The organism is Nocardia asteroides (assembly GCF_021183625.1).
Classification (GTDB): Bacteria; Actinomycetota; Actinomycetes; order Mycobacteriales; family Mycobacteriaceae; genus Nocardia; species Nocardia asteroides_A.
The window spans coordinates 6,117,004-6,131,965 of record NZ_CP089214.1 but is presented as its reverse complement, the minus strand read 5'-3'; the positions used below and the strand labels follow the sequence as shown (position 1 = coordinate 6,131,965).

Below are 14,962 nucleotides of genomic sequence, written 5' to 3'. Positions count from 1 at the left end.
CCGTCGTTCCCGCACTCTACGTTCGTGCTGCCCCGATCCGGCTCCTTCGACACGGTCGCCCGCGTCCGCATTCCAGCACGGGAAGGCGCGGGGCCGGTCCGCGAGTTCGCCGATGCGGACCCGGAGCGGCGCGTTCAGGTGGCGGGGGTGGTGTCCGGGTCGCGCATGGTCAGCAGGACATGATCGAGCCGGGCCCGCAGTTTGACCTCGTCACCGGCCACCGCGGGTAGTTCGGCGATCACCAGTTCGGCGACCCGGCGCAGTTTGATGTTGGTCTCCTGCGAGCGCCACCGCAGCACCGCAAACGCCTGCTCGGCGCTGACCCCGTAGGCCAGCATCAACACACCCTTGGCCTGCTCGATCACCGCGCGCGCGTCCAGCACTCGCGGCAGGGTTTCATCCAGGGCGGCGCGCTGATACTCCGCTGCGGTCTTCGACAGATCGATGTAGTAGCCCTGCGTTCCGACGATCTCGCCGTCCTCCTCGCGCATCGGCTCGGACACCACCAGCACCTCGCGCACCTTGCCGGCGACATCGATGATGCGATGGCGGCTCGAGAACGCGCCCCCGTCCTCCACCGACACGATCAGCGCTTCCAGACGGCCGCGATCATCGGGATGCTTGTGCGACAGCAGCAGCTCCGTCGTCGGCTCCACCTCGCCGGGTGCGTAACCGTGCATCCGAGCGAGCTCGCTCGACCACGTCCAGCGCCGCTGACCGAACCAATACCGGAACCGGCCGACAACCAGCGGATCCCCCACCCCGACCACCTGCTCGACGAGGTCCAGTTCCGACTGCGGGACATCCGCACGTTCGATCACACCATCGAGTATCCCGACCGGAACCCATCGACGCGACCACCGAAACGCCGCACCGACCACCACCCCACAGGATCGGGTCCGGTTGCCTACCGCGCCCGGCGTTCGGTCTCGGCGGCGCTGATCAGCGCCGTGCCCAGCAGCGTCGCCGCGTCCAGGAAGGATTCTTGCGGAATCCCGTCCGGGTCGGTGTGGGCGAGCAGAGCCATACCGTGCTCGAGGGCGAGTGCCACCAGCGCCATGTGCTCGGCGGGGGCGGGCAGGCTCAGCCCCATTCCCTCGATCACCCGCCGGGTCGACCGCGCGTACCAGTCCCGGGATACCCGGTCGTAGTCGCGTAGGGCCTGTGCCGCAAGCGGATTCCGCATGGCGTAGAGCCGGAATTCGAGCATGAGTACGAACCGTTTGCGGTCGGCGAAGCGATTGCCGCCTCGGCCGCGCAGGGTGTCGACCGTCTGCATCGCGTCACCACCGGGGGCGAGGATCTCCTCGCTCTCTTCGATGTCGCGATCGAGCCACTCGCCGAGAAGTGCGAGGAACAGATCTTCCTTGTTGGTGAAGTTCGCATAGACCGCACCTCGGCTGTACCCGGCCCGGTCCGCGATGTCTTCGAGGGAGGCCTGCGTGAAGCCCTTCTCGGTGAACACCTCCTCGGCGGCGGTGAGCAGCATCGCGCGGGTGCGCCGCACGCTCTCGGCGCGGGTCAACCTGGGCATGTTCGGCCCTCTCCGACGGGTGCCTCCTTGACACTGCTCGGTCCGTCCAGAACAATACCCGACGACATCAGCGTATCTGGATACGTGAACGAATCCGAGTGCCCGACGCGGATCCGTGAATTCGGACGAAGGAAGTTATGCGTCGATCGGCCGTTGGCACCGTCGTGCAGTCTGTCGTGGTCGCGGTGCTCGCGCTCACCGCCCTCGCGGCGCCCGCCGCGGCCGAAGACCTTCCCGCGTTACCCGCGGACTTCGAATTCGGGGTCGCTCAATCCGGTTTCCAGTCCGAAGGTTCCAACCAGGACTCGAACTACCTGCGCTACGGCAACGAAGGGAAGTTGCACGAGCCGGTAGGAAACGCCGTGGACTTCTTCCATCAGTACGAGGGAGATGTCGCCAGGGCGGCCTCGATCGGTGTCGACAACTACCGGCTGTCGGTGGAGTGGTCGCGCATCGAACCGCGGCCCGGTATCGACGACCCGGCAGGCTGGGCGTTCTACGATGCCGTGATCGGGCGCATCGTCGCCGCGGGCATGCGCCCGATGATCACGTTGAATCACTGGGTCCATCCGGGCTGGGCAGTCGATCGCGGGGGGTGGAACAACCCGGAGATGGCCGCGGAGCTGACCGCCTTCGGGCGGCGAGTCGTCGATCGCTACTCCTGGGCCGAGCCGATCTGGATCACCTTCAACGAGCCGAGCGAATACGTCCGGCGGGAATTGACCTACGGCGGTCTGGCGCCGGCGAACACCGGGCTCATGGTCGACGGGATCATCGCGGCTCATCGGGCGATCACCACCTACATCCATACCGTGCAGCCCGGTGGCCAGGTCTCCTCGAACATCGCCTACATTCCACTTCCCGGCGTGGAACCGGCGCTGGAAGCCGCGTTCTCCGACCGCATGGTCGATTCCTTCGACTTCATCGGCGTCGACCAGTACTACTCGATCGCGCCGTCGGAACTGCCGTCGTTCATCACCTCGGGCGGCTCGTTCTGGAATCTGCCGCAATCACCGGAGAGCATGTATTACGTGCTGCGCTACTTCGCCGCCAAATATCCGAACAAGCCGCTGCGGGTCATCGAGAACGGATTGGCGACCGACGCGGATCAGAACCGTGCCGACGGGTACCGCCGTGCCGACCATCTCCGCGACACCGTCTATTGGATTCAGCGCGCACGCCGAGACGGCATCGACATCGTCTCCTACAACTACTGGAGCCTCACCGACAACTACGAGTGGGGTGAATACGCTCCCCGATTCGGCCTCTACAGCGTCGATGCCGTCCACGACCCCGCCCTGACCCGCCGGCCGACACCCGCGGTGGCGGCCTACCGCGAGATCACCGAACACCACGGGGTGCCCGCGACCTACCGGCCGACGCGCCAACCGGCGCCGTGCTCACTGATCGCGCTGCCCGACAGTTGCGGCGATCCGGTGTCGGTCGAGCCACGCTGACGAGTCGGGACATGCGTTCTACCAAGCAGGAGAATTCCCGATGAAGCATGGATCCCTGGTCGCGCTGGCCTGCTCGGCCCTGATACTCGCCGGTCCGGTCTCGGCCACCGCGGCGGCGGAGCCGATCCCCGCTGTCAACGACTGGAACTGTAAACCGCTGCCCGACAGCGCTTTTCCGAGGCCGATCGTCCTCATCCACGGCATCGTCGGCGACATCGAGGACTGGCGGGCGGAGATCGACGACCTCACCGCACAGGGCGCCTGCCTGTTCGCCGAGAACTACGGTGCGCACGCCGCGACCGGATACGCACTCAACGGGCTGGCACCCTTGGCGCAGTCCGAGGACGAGCTGGCACTGTTCGTCGAGGAAGTCCGCGCTCGCACCGCATCCGCCCGAGTGGACCTCGTCGGGCACTCCGAAGGGGGCCTGCTGGCCGGTGCCCTGTCCCGGCGACTGGGTTCCAGCGACGTACACACGGTGGTCATGCTCGCACCGGCCACCCACGGCGCTACCCTCAGCGGAACAACCGCCCTGCTTCACGACATGGGTATCGCGGGCGCCGTCGACGATATGCTCCGTGCCACCGTCTGCCCGGCCTGCGCGGACATGTCCGCGCCCGAATCGGCATACAGGCAGCGGAACAGCCGACCCCCGCTCGCGGCCACCGGCGTGAACTACCACATCCTCGCCCTACGCCACGACGCTGTCGTCTCCCCCGGCGGGACGGCATCGTTCATCGACGAGCCCGGTGTCGAGAATCGCTACGCCGACGAACTCTGGCCCGGCTCCGCGTTCGAGCACTCCACCCTGCCCCGGCAACGACCGGTCGTGGACTGGGTGCGGCAGAAACTCCAACAACATCGAGAGGGCTGATATCGGGCGCACGGCGTAGGCTCGGAACCATCCGGTGGCAACCCGTCGTCGCCGGATTCGACGATCCGGCCCGCTCAGGGCTGTGACAGCGACCGCCGCGCTCGGGTGGCAGACGAGAACCGCCACCCATTCCGAGCCGGCCAGCACAGGAGCGAGTTGACAATGGCTGAATGGCAGAGGTTCGAACGTGCCGGGGCCGTGGACGTGAAAGCTGAGCCGGGCGATCAGATCCTGGTCCGGGTGAAGGTCGCGGGAACCGATCGGACAGGTGAGTGGAAGAACCGCTTCACCGGCCACCTGCGGACGCAGCAGGACGAGGCGAGCGGCGTCGGTATCGACACCTCCGGTGGCGGGCGGTACAGCATCTACGCCCGCGTCCCGGAGCACGCCCTGGAGACGATCGTGGCCTCGATCGACCTGGCCATCGAGGCGACGAACGACGACTACGTCCGCGTTGTCCTCCCGGAGATCGAGGCGGCCAGGGTTGCCGCCGAAGCGGAGAAACGCCAGGCGGACGAGCGGATCGCCGACCTCACCCGCCGAGCCGCGCTGCTCGACCGCCCGGAGCACTCCGAGCGATAGCGCGCGGAGCGCTTCGGCGCCCGGCCTTCTCCGCGGTGCAGGCGTGAACCGGAGGCCGTTTGGCGGCCCGGGGCGCGGGTAGGAGCCCACCATGGCTGGGCAAAAGTCGACAATTCTGTTGGTCGCCGATCCTGGTGCCCCGGAGGTGATCGCCGGACATCTGTCCGATTCGCTCTCGGACACCCCCGCCTCCGACAACTGGGACGTATCGGTGCGGTGCCAGGCGTACCCGATCGACGAGCACACCGAGTTCGCGGAGGTCGTCGACACCATCGACCCGGGTGGCGAGACCGAGGACGTCGTCATCTACCTCACCGATCTGCCCCGGCGCCAGGGAACGACACCGGTCCTGGCCGACATCAGCGTGCCGGACCGCTTCGCGGTGATCTCCCTTCCCGGCATGGGCGGCGCGTTCATCCAGCGCCGGGTGCGGGACGTGGCGCACACCGTCCTGGCCGAGGTGACGAACCGCCCTGGGAAACAGCAGACTCCGGCAAAGCCACTGCGGCGCGTCCAGGACGACGACGTCGTCCACTACCTCGCACCCTCGGCCCTGTCCCGGCTACGGCTGCTCGCGGGCATGGTCTACGCCAACCGGCCGTGGCGGCTGGTGACCGGCATGTCGAAGGTGATGATGGCGGCCTTCGCCACCGGAGCCGTGAGCCTGGCCTACCCGACGATGTGGCAACTCTCCGCCACGATGGGGCCGTGGCGACTGAGCGCGGTCACCGTCCTGGCCACCGCGGCGATGATCGCCTGGCTCATCGTCGAACACCGCCTGTGGGAACGCCCGCGTTCGGGCACCGAACGGGAACGCGCGGTGCTCTACAACGCCTCGACGGTCATTTCCCTGACGATCGGCGTCGTCGTCTTCCACGCCGCGCTGTTCGTCCTGCTGCTGCTGACCGCCTGGTGGACGATTCCGCCGCAGATGGTCACCGAGAACACCGGACGACCCGTGGGCCTGGTGACCCTGTTGCTGATGGCCTGGCTGGTCGCCGCCGTCGCCACCCTCGGCGGTGCGCTCGGGTCGGGCATGGAAGACGACGAGGCTGTCAAGGCGGCGACCTACGGGGCCCGGCAACGCCAGCGATTCGACCACTCGGACTGACGCACCCCGACATTCGGCTCCGTTTCGTGGGCGAACCCCGGACGGAAGGGTCGTCCGGCTGTCGGCCGCACCGGCGGAAGGCGCCGTCTCGGTCACCGAATCCCGGGTCACCGGCACCGGATCAGTGACACAGGTCGCTCTACTACCTACTGTCGGAGACGGCCGGGGCCGGGCTACCCTGACTTCGGCGGAATCGCGAATCACACTGCTCCGCAGAACGGTTCACGCGCACGGAGCAGCACCGCGAGCCCCGCCGCGAAGCGCCGTCCGGGTGCTCGGGGCGGCGAAGGTCGTCTCGTGAGGAGCCCCCGATGTCACGACGGTTCGACGATTCCGCCGCCGTTCCCCGCCCCGCGATCACCCGCCGCCGGGCGCTCGCCGCTGCCGCCACCCTGCTGATCCTTCCGGGTTGCGGCGCGACGAGCGCGCGGCCCGAGCACGGGGAATCCCCTCCCCCGCACTGGGATTACGATGCGGAGGGCCCCGGACACTGGGCGGAACTCGACGGCCGCTACGGCGTCTGCGGAACGGGGGGCGGACAGTCGCCGATCGACCTCGGCCATCCGACGCGGGTGGCGCCCGCCGACCACATCGACATCGGGTACGGGCCGGTGCGAGCGCTGCCGGTGGTCGACAACGGGCACACCATCCAGGCGAACGTACCGCCGGACGCCGGGCAGTACGTCGTCGTGGACGGGCGGCGGTTCACGCTGGCCCAGTTCCACTTCCACGCTCCGAGCGAGCACACCGTCGAGGGCGTGGGCGCCGCGATGGAGTTGCATCTGGTGCACGTCGCCGAGGACGGGGCCGTCGCTGTGCTCGGCGTGCTCCTGGAGGCGGGTGAGCAGCGATCGGCCTTCGGTCCGGTGCTCGGGGAGTTGCCGCCGGCGGGCGGGGTGCGCACCGCGGGACCGCTCGACCTGCGCGAGGTGCTACCCGCCGACCTCGCCCAGTTCCGCTACACCGGCTCGCTCACCACGCCGCCGTGCACCGAGGGGGTCGCCTGGACGGTGCTTCGGCACCCGGTCCCGGTCGGCCGGGACGAGGTGGAGCGCTATCTGACGCGATTCCCGCACACCAATCGCCCGGTCCAGGCGAGCAACGGCCGGGCGGTGATTCTCGGCGGCGGCTGAGCTCGTCGATCACGCCTCCAGCGCCGCGATCAGCGCCGCGGAGTCCGACACCGCGCCGAATACTCCGCCCTGCATGGTCACCATGTGCAGGGCGGCCTCGTGGTTGCCGGGATCGGTGGCGCCGGTGCAGTCGGAGAGGATCAGGCACTCGTAGCCGCGGTCGTTGGCCTCGCGCATGGTCGTGTGGACGCAGACATCGGTGGTGATCCCGGTGAGCACGATATTGCGAATTCCCCTGGTGCGCAGCACCAGATCCAGATCGGTGGCGTAGAAGGCGCCCTTGCCGGGCTTGTCGATGATCGGCTCGCCCGGCAGCGGGGCGACCTCGGGCACGATCTCCCACCCCGGCTCCCCCTGCACCAGGATCCGCCCCTGCGGGCCCGCGCTCCCGATCTCCGCCCCGATCTGCGCGGAACGCCACCGCTTGTTCGCGGGCAGATCGGCGAGATCGGGCCGGTGCCCCTCACGGGTATGGATGACGGTCAGGCCGGCGGCGCGGGCGGCGGACAGCAGCCGCGCGGTGGGGGCGAGACCGGCGCGGGTGAGGGCGAGGTCGTAGCCCATGGCATCGACGTACCCGCCCGGCCCGCAGAAGTCGACCTGCCAGTCGATGCAGATCACGGCGGTGACGGCCGGGTCGATCGGCCCGTCGTAGGGCCAGGTGTAGGGGCGGGCGTCCACTTGCTTGGTCATGCGGTGACAGCCTCTCGATTGCGCAGGGACAGGGCGGAGAAGACGGCGGTGCCGACGATCATGCCGACGACGGCATCGGAGAGCCCGGGCGCCCATTCGTGGGCGGCGAGCGCGGCGCCGGCGCCGACGGCCCAGGCGGCGAAGGCTTCCCAGCGCCAGGCTGTCTCGCGATCGACGCGACGGCGAAGGACCAGCTGGTCGAGGATCAGCACGATGCCAATGGGCGGGACGATGACGCCGAGCAGGTTCAGCCAGGTCTCGAAGTGCGACCACACGCCGGCGACCGCGAGCAACACGCCGATCGCGCCGAGCACGACGCTCAGCGCCCGCATGCGCTGCCCGGTGAGCTGACTCCACCCGACGGCGCCGTTGTACAGGCAGTGCGCGCAGACGGAGCCGAGGTTCACGAAGACGAAGATCACGGCCACCGGGACGAGCCAGCCGCCCTGGTCGATGAGGATCGACAGGAAGTTGCCGCCGTCGGCGGCGGGGTTCGCGGCGGCGCCGAGCGCGACGATGAGCCCGCCGATCACCAGGGCGATGGTGTTGCCGACGGGGAACGCGGAGAAGGCGGCGAGGAACCCTTCGCGGCCGTTCCTCGACCACCGGGTGAAGTCGGCGGTCATGGTGCCGGAGTCGATGAAGCAGGCGATCACCAGGGTGACGGCGGCGCCGAGGCTCAGCGCGGAGCCCGCCCCGGCGTACCCGAGCGCCGAACTCCAGCTCGAGTCGCCGAGCGCGAGCACCACGGCGGTGATCCCGAGCGCCAGGTAAAGCGGCGCGGCGATGACGCCGATGGCGGAGAGCGCGCGGATGCCGAGCAGGGTGACCAGGACGTAGCCGATGCCCGCACCGAGCGAGGTCAACCGCTCGTCCCAGCCGAGGCTGGTGGCGAGGATGGAGCCGGTGAGCCCGGTCTGGAAGGCGAACCAGCCGATGACGACCGTGGCCAGGAAGCCGGAGACCAGCCGATAGCCGCGGCGGCCGAACGTGTCCACGGCGATGAGCGCGAAGCTCTTCCCGGTTTTCCCTGCCAGATAGCTGAGCGCGCCGACGTAGCCCATGAGCACGAGGTTGCCGAGCAGTATGGCGAGCATTCCGCGCCAGAAGCCGAGCGAGTACACGATGAGCCCGCCGAAGACGGCGCAGGTGAGGATCATCGGGAAGCCGAGCCAGACGGCCGACACCGATGCCAGGCCGCGGCGCGCGGCGGCGGGCACCGGGACGCTCTCGTACTCGTCGCTCAGTACCGACGCCGTATCCGGTGGCGCCGTATTCAGCTCTGTACTCATGGCTGTATACGTTCGCGACCTGATGTTTCCTCGACAACGGCGCGCGGTTACGGGTCTGTGTCCGGATCGGGCCCCGGTTACCGGGATGTGGCGGAATCCTCTCCGGTGGCCCAACCGGACTCGAGGTGCTCGAAGATCTCGCGCAGCGCCGCGCGCGGATTCCGCTCGGCGGCGGCCAGTTCCGGCGCCTCGAGGAGGTAGCGGGCCAGGGCGCGGTCCGCGGCGGCCGGTTCGGCGCGGCCCGACTCGGCGGCGAGCGCCTCGGCCAGCGGAATCTCGGCGCGCAGCCAGAGCGTCCGCTGGTAGCGGGCGAGCTCGGGGGTGGCCAGGATCAGGTCGCGGCGGCGGCGAACGGCGGCCGGAATGTCGGCGGCGAACGGGCCGCGGTGCGCGAAGAAGGCGAGCAGCGCGCGCAGCGGCGGCTGCCCGGCCGGGCGGTCGCGGAGCGCGGCGAGGATGCCATCGCGGCGCTCGGCGCCGTCATCGAAGATCACCGCCTGCTTGCCGTCCGGCACGTGCTTGAAGAGCGTCGCGAGCGAGACGTCGGCCGCGTCGGCGATCCGGGTGACGGTCACGCCGTCGTAGCCGTGCTCCAGGAACAACCGCAGCGCGGCATCGGCCAGCGCCTGCCGGGTCGCGGCCTTCTTGCGCTCCCGGCGCCCGGCGTGTGTCATGCCTCGCATTCTAGGGCCGGGGTTGCATCGGCTATGAAAGTAGAGTCACTATAGATTCATAGTCACTACACGTTCTGAGGAGTTGTCATGGTGGTCATCGTTGGTGCGGGGCTCGGCGGGCTCCTGCTGGCCCGGGTCCTGCATTCCGCCGGCATTCCGGCGGTTGTCCTCGAGGGCGAGGCGGAGCCGGCGGCGCGGGGGCAGGGCGGCATGCTCGACCTGCACGAGGAGTCCGGGCAGGCGGCGCTGCGGGCGGCGGGGCTGGAGGCGGAGTTCCGCGCCATCGTGCACCCCGGCGGGCAGGCCATGCGCGTGCTGGACCGGGACGGGCGGGTCGCGCTGGCGGAGCCGGACACCGACGGCGGGCGGCCGGAGGTGGATCGTGGGCAGCTGCGCGACCTGCTGCTCGCCGCGCTGCCCGCGGGTACCGTGCGCTGGGGCGCGAAGGTCACCGGGGCGCTGGCGCTCGGCGGCGGCAGCCACGAGCTGCGCCTGGCGGACGGCACGACCGTCACCACGGAACTGCTGGTCGGCGCGGACGGCGCCTGGTCGGTGATCCGGCCGCTGGTCTCCCCCGCGACCCCGGCCTACACCGGGGTCTCCTTCGTCGAACTCGACCTGCGTGACGCCGACACCGCGCACCCGGCGAGCGCCGAACTCGTCGGCGGCGGATTCTTCCTCGCGCTCGGCGGTGACCAGGGCTTTCTCGCGCACCGCGAGACCGATGGCAGCCTGCACGTCTACGCGGCGGTCCGAGCCGCCGAAGACTGGCTGGACGGCATCGACTTCGCCGATACCACGGCCGCGAAAACGGCGCTGCTCGAGCAGTTCCCCGGCTGGGCGGCGTGCTTCCACGCGCTGATCACCGAGGCCGACGGCGCGCTCGTGCCGCGCCGGATCAGCGCGCTCCCGGTGGGCCACCGCTGGGCGCGGGTGCCGGGGGTGACGCTGCTCGGCGACGCCGCGCACCTCATGTCGCCGTTCGCGGGCGAGGGCGCCAACCTGGCCCTGCTGGACGGCGCCGAACTCGGCCGCGCGCTGGCCGCGCACCCGGGCGCCACCGAGCTCGCGCTGGCGGAGTACGAGGCGGGGCTCTTCCCGCGCGGCGCGGCGGCGGCCGGGGAATCGGCGGCCGGGCTGGCGGAGCTCTTCGGCCCGGATCCGGTCACCCGCCTGGTGGAGCGGTTCGCCGCGCACCCCTAGGCTTTCCGCCGTGGAGCTCGCCGAACACTTCCTTCCCTTCCGTAAGAACACCGTGATCGCGCTGTGCGCCGCGGAGCTGCCCGACGCCGAGCGCGGGCCGTTCACCGACCTCGCCCGGCTGCTCGCCGCGCTGGTGCACCACGAGTTCCACGACCGCGGCGAGGCCGCGCTCGACGCCTACCAGGTGGTCGACCCGTCCGAGGACGAGCGGGTGCTCAGGCCAGCGACGTCGGCGGAGCGGGCCGCGGCGCGGGTGACGGTGGAGCGCGAGCTGGTCGCGCTGGCGGAGGCGGCCGACTACACCCGGATCCCGGCCGCGGAGATGCGGCAGGCGTTCACCGAGCACGCGCTGGTGAAGGTGCGGCTGGAGGTGGACGAGGGCGAGTTCGAGACGGCGCTGTTCTTCCGGCGCGGGGTGTCGCAGCGAACCGAGCGGGTGCCGTGGCTGTTCGGGCTGCGCCGCCGCGACCTCGAATTCACCAGCTACGCCAAGGTTCTCGTCTATATCGCGTTCACCGAGCGGGCGGGTCGGCCGAACGGCGGGGTGCTGCTGAAGCTCTTCCAGAATGTGCCGAAGAACGATCTGGAGATGCTCTACCCGACGGTGCGGGTGCGGATGCGGCCGCTGGACAAGCTGCTCATCGGGGTGCCCGCGGCGGTGTCCGGGATCGTCGTCGTCGCGACCAAGCTGATCGCCTCGCTGGGGCCGGTGGCGCTGCTCCTGCTGTTCTGGGCGGGGCTGCGCGAGGAGCCGGTGCGGCTGGATCAGGCCGCGCTGATCACGCTGGGCGCGGGGCTCGCGGCGTTCGGCGGGTATCTGGTGCGGCAGTTCTCGAAGTTCAAGAACCGCAAGCTGCAGCTCATGAAGACGCTCTCCGAGCACCTCTACTTCCGGAACCTGGACAACGACCAGGGGGTCTTCCACCACCTGCTCGGGGCGGCGGAGGAGTCCGAGGTGAAGGAGGCGGTGCTGGCCTACTACTTCCTGCTCACGGCGGACGCCCCGCTCTCCGGGGCGGAGCTGGACGCGCGGGTCGAGGAGTGGTTCCGCGAGCAGTGGGGCGCGCGGTTCGACTTCCGGATCCGGGACGGGCTGCGCAGGCTGCGCGAGCTGGAGCTGCTCACCGAGGACGAGCGCGGCGGGCTCGGGGTGCTGCCGCCGGCGGCGGCGCGGGCGCGGCTCGACCTGCGCTGGGACGGGCTGTTCCGCCGGACTATCCCCGCATCCCCGCCAGTCGCCCGGCAATGATCCGCTCGGCGTCGCCGACGATTCCCTCGACCACTTCGCGGCAGGAGAGCACCTCGTCGATCAGCCCCTGCGCCTGACCGGCCCACCACAGCCCGCCGTCCATGTCGCCCGCGCCGAGCACCTCGCGCCTGCCGCGCTCGCCGGAGGCCAGGTGCGCGACGTCGGCGAAGGTGGCGCCCGGACGCCGGGAGAGCTCGACGATCTCCGCGGAGACGGCATTGCGCGCCACCCGCGCGGTGTTGCGGAACTCGCGGAAGATCACCTGGGTGGCGCGCTCGTCGTTGGCGACGATCTGCCGTTTGACGTTCTCGTGGATCGGGGCCTCGGTGGTGGCGACGAAGCGGGTGCCCATGTTGACCGCGTCGGCGCCGAGCGCGAGCGCGGCGACCAGCCCGGCGCCGTCGGCGATGCCGCCGGAGGCGATGATCGGGATGCTCAGCTTGCGGGCGGCGGCATTGATCAGCACCAGCCCGGGGACGTCGTCCTCGCCGGGGTGGCCCGCGCACTCGAAGCCGTCGATGCTGATGGCGTCGACGCCGAGCCGCTCGGCCTTGAGCGCGTGCCGCACCGCGACCGCCTTGTGCACCACCTTCACGCCGTTGGCCTTGAAGATCGGCAGGTGCGGCTCGGGGTTGGCGCCCGCGGTCTCCACGATCTTCACGCCGCCCGCCACGATGGCGTCGCGGTACTCGTCGTAGGGCACCGGGTTGCGGGTGGGCAGGATGGTCAGGTTCACGCCGAACGGCTTGTCGGTCCGCTCCCTGACCCGGCCGATCTCGGCCAGCAGCGCCTCCGGCGTCGGCTGGGTGAGCGCGGTGAGGAAGCCGAGCGCACCGGCCTCGGCCACCGCGGCGATGAGCTCGGCGGTGCCGATCGCGGTCATCCCGCCGCAGACGACGGGGTGCTCGATCCCGAATTCCTCGGTGAACCTGGTCTTCAACACCGTTCGATGAGACCACATCGGGGCACGGAGGGAAATGGCGTTCTCAATGAGTGAGAGCGCGATCACCAATCCGTGCCCCCACTTCCCCCGGACGAGGCTTTGGGGGCTGGCCGCCCCCGACCGCGCGGCGTTGAGTGTGCGCGGGGGCACGTCACCGGACGGGCCGGGAGGAGCGAGGACACATGCGGGGCAGGGTTGTGGCGGCGATCGCGCTGGTGCTGATCGCGGCGGCCGGGGCGGGGCCGACGGCATCGGCGGAGCCGGCCGCCGTCGCGGCGAGCGCGACGGCGCCGAACGGGTCGCGGATCGAGCGGGTGGAGCCGGTGGACGCGCGAACCATGGTGCTGCACATCCACTCCGCCGCCATGGGCAAGACGGTGCCGGTCGAGGTGCAGCGCCCGGCCGACACCTCGGTGCCGCGCCCGGTGCTCTACCTGCTGAACGGGGGCGGCGGCGGCGAGGACGGCGTCGCCACCTGGGCCGGGAAGACCGACGCGCTCGGCTTCCTCGCCGACAAGGAGGTCAACGTGGTCACCGCCGTCGGCGGCCGCTGGAGCTACTACGCGGACTGGGAGCGGCCGGACCCGGTGCTCGGCGTGAACCGGTGGCAGACCTTCTTCACCGAGGAGCTGCCGCCGATCATCGACGCGGCGCTCGGCACCAGCGGCAGCAACGCGATCGCCGGGATCTCCATGGCGGGCACCTCGGTGCTGCTGCTCGCGATCACCAAGCCGGGGCTGTACCGGAGCGTCGGCGCCTACAGCGGCTGCGCGCAGACCAGCGATCCGGTTGGCCACCGGCTGGTGCGGATGTCGGTGGAGACCTGGGGCGGCGGGAACGTGGAGAATCTGTGGGGCCCGCCGGAGGCGCCGGGCTGGGCGGCGAACGATCCGCTCGTGCACGCCGAGAAGCTCCGCGGCACCACCCTCTACATCTCCAGCGGCTCCGGGCTGCCCGGCCGCTACGACCGGCTCGGCGACCCCTTCATGATGGGCGACCCGAACAATCCGGAGCAGCTCGCGAACCAGATCGTGATCGGTGGCGTCATCGAGGCGGGCACCGCGTACTGCACCAGGAACCTGGCGAACCGCCTGGCGGAGCTGGACATCCCGGCGACGGTGGAGATCGCCCCGGAGGGCACGCACTCCTGGGGGTACTGGCAGGACGACCTGAAACGCTCCTGGCCCGCGCTGGCGGCGGGGCTGTCCTGAAAAACTAGGCAGCGAGCTCGTGCTCGGCGCCGAGCGGCCGGACCACGGCGGCCTCGGCGCCGGTGCGCCCCTGCACGCTGGTGAACCGCACCTGCTGGCCCTCGGCGAGGGTGCGGTAGCCGGGCTGGTCGATACTGCCGAACTCGACGAACACCTCGGCGTGGTCGTCGGCGCGGATGAAGCCGAAGCCCTTGGCGGCGTCGAACCAGGCGACGGTGCCGGTGCGCCACTCGGAGCGGGGTTCCATCTACGCGCCCGCCGCGGCGGCGTCGGCGCCGGACCCGCGCATTACCTGCTGCCACCACGAGGAGAGCGGGCTCGGGTCCGGCCACTCGACCGTGGGAGCCGAGTCGTCGGTGGTGTCGGTGCGCTCCGAGCCGATTCGATTCGTGCCGGACTGACGGGTCATGACGGCGTTCTCCTCTGCATCGATCCGCCACCGGGCACCCGGTGGTGATCGCGATATTCCCGTGAGTCCCGAAATGAAACCTCGACTATCGGACCGCGCGGAGCAGCCGTTGCCGCTGCTGGCCGAAGTCGACGACGGTCGGGTAGCCGCCGCGGTGCGGGTCGAACGGCGCCTGGTCGACGGCGGCGCGGTCGGTGAGCGAGCACAGGATGTGCCAGCCGAAGTGGCCGGGATCGAGCGGCGACTCCGCGCGGGTGACGCCGCTGATCCGCACCGTGATCCGCCTGGCGTCGACGGCGAGCACGCAGCACACGGTGGAGCCGGGCGCCGGGTCGGCCATCAGGGCGGTGGCGACCTCGTCGACGGCGAGGCCGAGATCGATGGTCTCGGCGGTGTTCAGCCCGGCCTGCAGCCCCGCCGCCTCGGCGAGCGCGCGCAGCGTCATGAGCTGGGAGAGGTCGGGCGCGACCCGGAGCTCGACCCGGGCCGGGGTGGCGGGCGGGCGGGAGCGGGGGCGCGGCCGCGCGGCGGGGCGGGTGCCGCGGGGGTCGCGGGGGAAGTGCGGACGCAGGGACATGCGGTTGCCTGTTCCGGACC

General features: G+C 70.6%; 17 protein-coding genes. 8 read left to right on the top strand and 9 right to left on the bottom strand.

The features are described 5' to 3' along the window. Positions 1-134: 134 nt before the first annotated feature. Positions 135-821: a PAS and ANTAR domain-containing protein gene (locus tag LTT61_RS28300; RefSeq protein ID WP_233017054.1), complete on the bottom strand. Its 687-nt coding sequence runs from the start codon at positions 819-821 to the stop codon at positions 135-137. An 86-nt stretch (positions 822-907) separates the two neighbouring features. Next, positions 908-1,489 carry a TetR/AcrR family transcriptional regulator gene (locus LTT61_RS28295; RefSeq protein WP_233017053.1) on the bottom strand — a complete coding sequence of 194 codons (582 nt, stop codon included), beginning with the start codon at positions 1,487-1,489 and terminating at the stop codon, positions 908-910. A 182-nt stretch (positions 1,490-1,671) separates the two neighbouring features. Between LTT61_RS28295 and LTT61_RS28290 the strand changes: the two genes are divergently transcribed. The 5 genes from LTT61_RS28290 to LTT61_RS28270 all read left to right on the top strand — a co-directional run bounded on the left by LTT61_RS28290 (position 1,672) and on the right by LTT61_RS28270 (position 6,691). Continuing rightward, complete coding sequence (locus LTT61_RS28290) at positions 1,672-2,991, top strand: family 1 glycosylhydrolase (RefSeq protein ID WP_233017052.1); 1,320 nt, start codon at positions 1,672-1,674, stop codon at positions 2,989-2,991. A gap of 40 nt (positions 2,992-3,031) precedes the next feature. Next, entirely contained in the window at positions 3,032-3,865 is an 834-nt protein-coding gene (locus LTT61_RS28285; protein ID WP_233017051.1) for an esterase/lipase family protein, read from the top strand. A 198-nt stretch (positions 3,866-4,063) separates the two neighbouring features. Next, the gene (locus LTT61_RS28280) at positions 4,064-4,447 is read left to right on the top strand and encodes a hypothetical protein (RefSeq protein ID WP_233017050.1); all 384 of its coding nucleotides are present in this window, start codon (positions 4,064-4,066) and stop codon (positions 4,445-4,447) included. A gap of 91 nt (positions 4,448-4,538) precedes the next feature. Beyond that, positions 4,539-5,558 carry a hypothetical protein gene (locus tag LTT61_RS28275; RefSeq protein ID WP_233017049.1) on the top strand — a complete coding sequence of 340 codons (1,020 nt, stop codon included), beginning with the start codon at positions 4,539-4,541 and terminating at the stop codon, positions 5,556-5,558. A 311-nt stretch (positions 5,559-5,869) separates the two neighbouring features. Continuing rightward, positions 5,870-6,691, top strand: a complete 822-nt coding sequence (locus tag LTT61_RS28270) for a carbonic anhydrase (RefSeq protein WP_233017048.1) — start codon at positions 5,870-5,872, stop codon at positions 6,689-6,691. Between the two features lie 9 nt (positions 6,692-6,700). Here the strand turns inward: LTT61_RS28270 and LTT61_RS28265 are convergent, their stop codons facing one another. From LTT61_RS28265 to LTT61_RS28255, 3 genes are all read right to left on the bottom strand, one after another. Further along, entirely contained in the window at positions 6,701-7,384 is a 684-nt protein-coding gene (locus tag LTT61_RS28265; RefSeq protein WP_233017047.1) for a cysteine hydrolase family protein, read from the bottom strand. Next, on the bottom strand, positions 7,381-8,676 hold the full coding sequence (locus LTT61_RS28260; protein WP_233017046.1) for a cytosine permease: 1,296 nt from the start codon (positions 8,674-8,676) through the stop codon (positions 7,381-7,383). The genes LTT61_RS28265 and LTT61_RS28260 overlap by 4 nt, the downstream gene beginning before the upstream one ends. Positions 8,677-8,753: 77 nt before the next feature. Then, complete coding sequence (locus tag LTT61_RS28255) at positions 8,754-9,350, bottom strand: TetR/AcrR family transcriptional regulator (RefSeq protein WP_233017045.1); 597 nt, start codon at positions 9,348-9,350, stop codon at positions 8,754-8,756. An 87-nt stretch (positions 9,351-9,437) separates the two neighbouring features. Here LTT61_RS28255 and LTT61_RS28250 point away from each other — a divergent pair, with 87 nt between their 5' ends. Both LTT61_RS28250 and LTT61_RS32745 read left to right on the top strand, forming a co-directional pair. After that, positions 9,438-10,553: an FAD-dependent oxidoreductase gene (locus LTT61_RS28250; protein ID WP_233017044.1), complete on the top strand. Its 1,116-nt coding sequence runs from the start codon at positions 9,438-9,440 to the stop codon at positions 10,551-10,553. A 10-nt stretch (positions 10,554-10,563) separates the two neighbouring features. Then, the gene (locus tag LTT61_RS32745) at positions 10,564-11,802 is read left to right on the top strand and encodes a TMEM143 family protein (RefSeq protein WP_269821809.1); all 1,239 of its coding nucleotides are present in this window, start codon (positions 10,564-10,566) and stop codon (positions 11,800-11,802) included. On the opposite strand, the gene LTT61_RS28240 is transcribed toward LTT61_RS32745, so the two are convergent. Next, positions 11,768-12,745: an NAD(P)H-dependent flavin oxidoreductase gene (locus LTT61_RS28240; RefSeq protein WP_269821808.1), complete on the bottom strand. Its 978-nt coding sequence runs from the start codon at positions 12,743-12,745 to the stop codon at positions 11,768-11,770. The genes LTT61_RS32745 and LTT61_RS28240 overlap by 35 nt on opposite strands. Before the next feature lie 182 nt (positions 12,746-12,927). Between LTT61_RS28240 and LTT61_RS28235 the strand changes: the two genes are divergently transcribed. Continuing rightward, positions 12,928-13,956 (top strand): alpha/beta hydrolase, encoded by a 1,029-nt coding sequence (locus LTT61_RS28235; protein ID WP_233017042.1) that lies wholly within the window; start codon positions 12,928-12,930, stop codon positions 13,954-13,956. A gap of 4 nt (positions 13,957-13,960) precedes the next feature. On the opposite strand, the gene LTT61_RS28230 is transcribed toward LTT61_RS28235, so the two are convergent. From LTT61_RS28230 to LTT61_RS28220, 3 genes are all read right to left on the bottom strand, one after another. After that, positions 13,961-14,203 carry a cold-shock protein gene (locus LTT61_RS28230; protein WP_233017041.1) on the bottom strand — a complete coding sequence of 81 codons (243 nt, stop codon included), beginning with the start codon at positions 14,201-14,203 and terminating at the stop codon, positions 13,961-13,963. Continuing rightward, positions 14,204-14,365, bottom strand: a complete 162-nt coding sequence (locus LTT61_RS28225) for a hypothetical protein (protein ID WP_233017040.1) — start codon at positions 14,363-14,365, stop codon at positions 14,204-14,206. 85 nt (positions 14,366-14,450) lie between these two features. After that, positions 14,451-14,942, bottom strand: coding sequence for an ATP-binding protein (locus LTT61_RS28220; protein WP_233017039.1), 492 nt, complete (start codon positions 14,940-14,942; stop codon positions 14,451-14,453). Between the last annotated feature and the right edge of the window lie 20 nt (positions 14,943-14,962).

Bases quoted from the DNA above. Each gene is read 5' to 3' on its own strand.
- LTT61_RS28220 (WP_233017039.1), bottom strand. From the start codon at position 14,942: ATGTCCCTGCGTCCGCACTTCCCCCGCGACCCCCGCGGCACCCGCCCC.
- LTT61_RS28255 (WP_233017045.1), bottom strand. From the start codon at position 9,350: ATGACACACGCCGGGCGCCGGGAGCGCAAGAAGGCCGCGACCCGGCAG.
- LTT61_RS28235 (WP_233017042.1), top strand. From the start codon at position 12,928: ATGCGGGGCAGGGTTGTGGCGGCGATCGCGCTGGTGCTGATCGCGGCG.
- LTT61_RS28250 (WP_233017044.1), top strand. From the start codon at position 9,438: ATGGTGGTCATCGTTGGTGCGGGGCTCGGCGGGCTCCTGCTGGCCCGG.
- LTT61_RS28225 (WP_233017040.1), bottom strand. From the start codon at position 14,365: ATGACCCGTCAGTCCGGCACGAATCGAATCGGCTCGGAGCGCACCGAC.
- LTT61_RS28265 (WP_233017047.1), bottom strand. From the start codon at position 7,384: ATGACCAAGCAAGTGGACGCCCGCCCCTACACCTGGCCCTACGACGGG.
- LTT61_RS28260 (WP_233017046.1), bottom strand. From the start codon at position 8,676: ATGAGTACAGAGCTGAATACGGCGCCACCGGATACGGCGTCGGTACTG.
- LTT61_RS28285 (WP_233017051.1), top strand. From the start codon at position 3,032: ATGAAGCATGGATCCCTGGTCGCGCTGGCCTGCTCGGCCCTGATACTC.
- LTT61_RS28275 (WP_233017049.1), top strand. From the start codon at position 4,539: ATGGCTGGGCAAAAGTCGACAATTCTGTTGGTCGCCGATCCTGGTGCC.
- LTT61_RS28270 (WP_233017048.1), top strand. From the start codon at position 5,870: ATGTCACGACGGTTCGACGATTCCGCCGCCGTTCCCCGCCCCGCGATC.
- LTT61_RS28230 (WP_233017041.1), bottom strand. From the start codon at position 14,203: ATGGAACCCCGCTCCGAGTGGCGCACCGGCACCGTCGCCTGGTTCGAC.
- LTT61_RS28290 (WP_233017052.1), top strand. From the start codon at position 1,672: ATGCGTCGATCGGCCGTTGGCACCGTCGTGCAGTCTGTCGTGGTCGCG.
- LTT61_RS28295 (WP_233017053.1), bottom strand. From the start codon at position 1,489: ATGCTGCTCACCGCCGCCGAGGAGGTGTTCACCGAGAAGGGCTTCACG.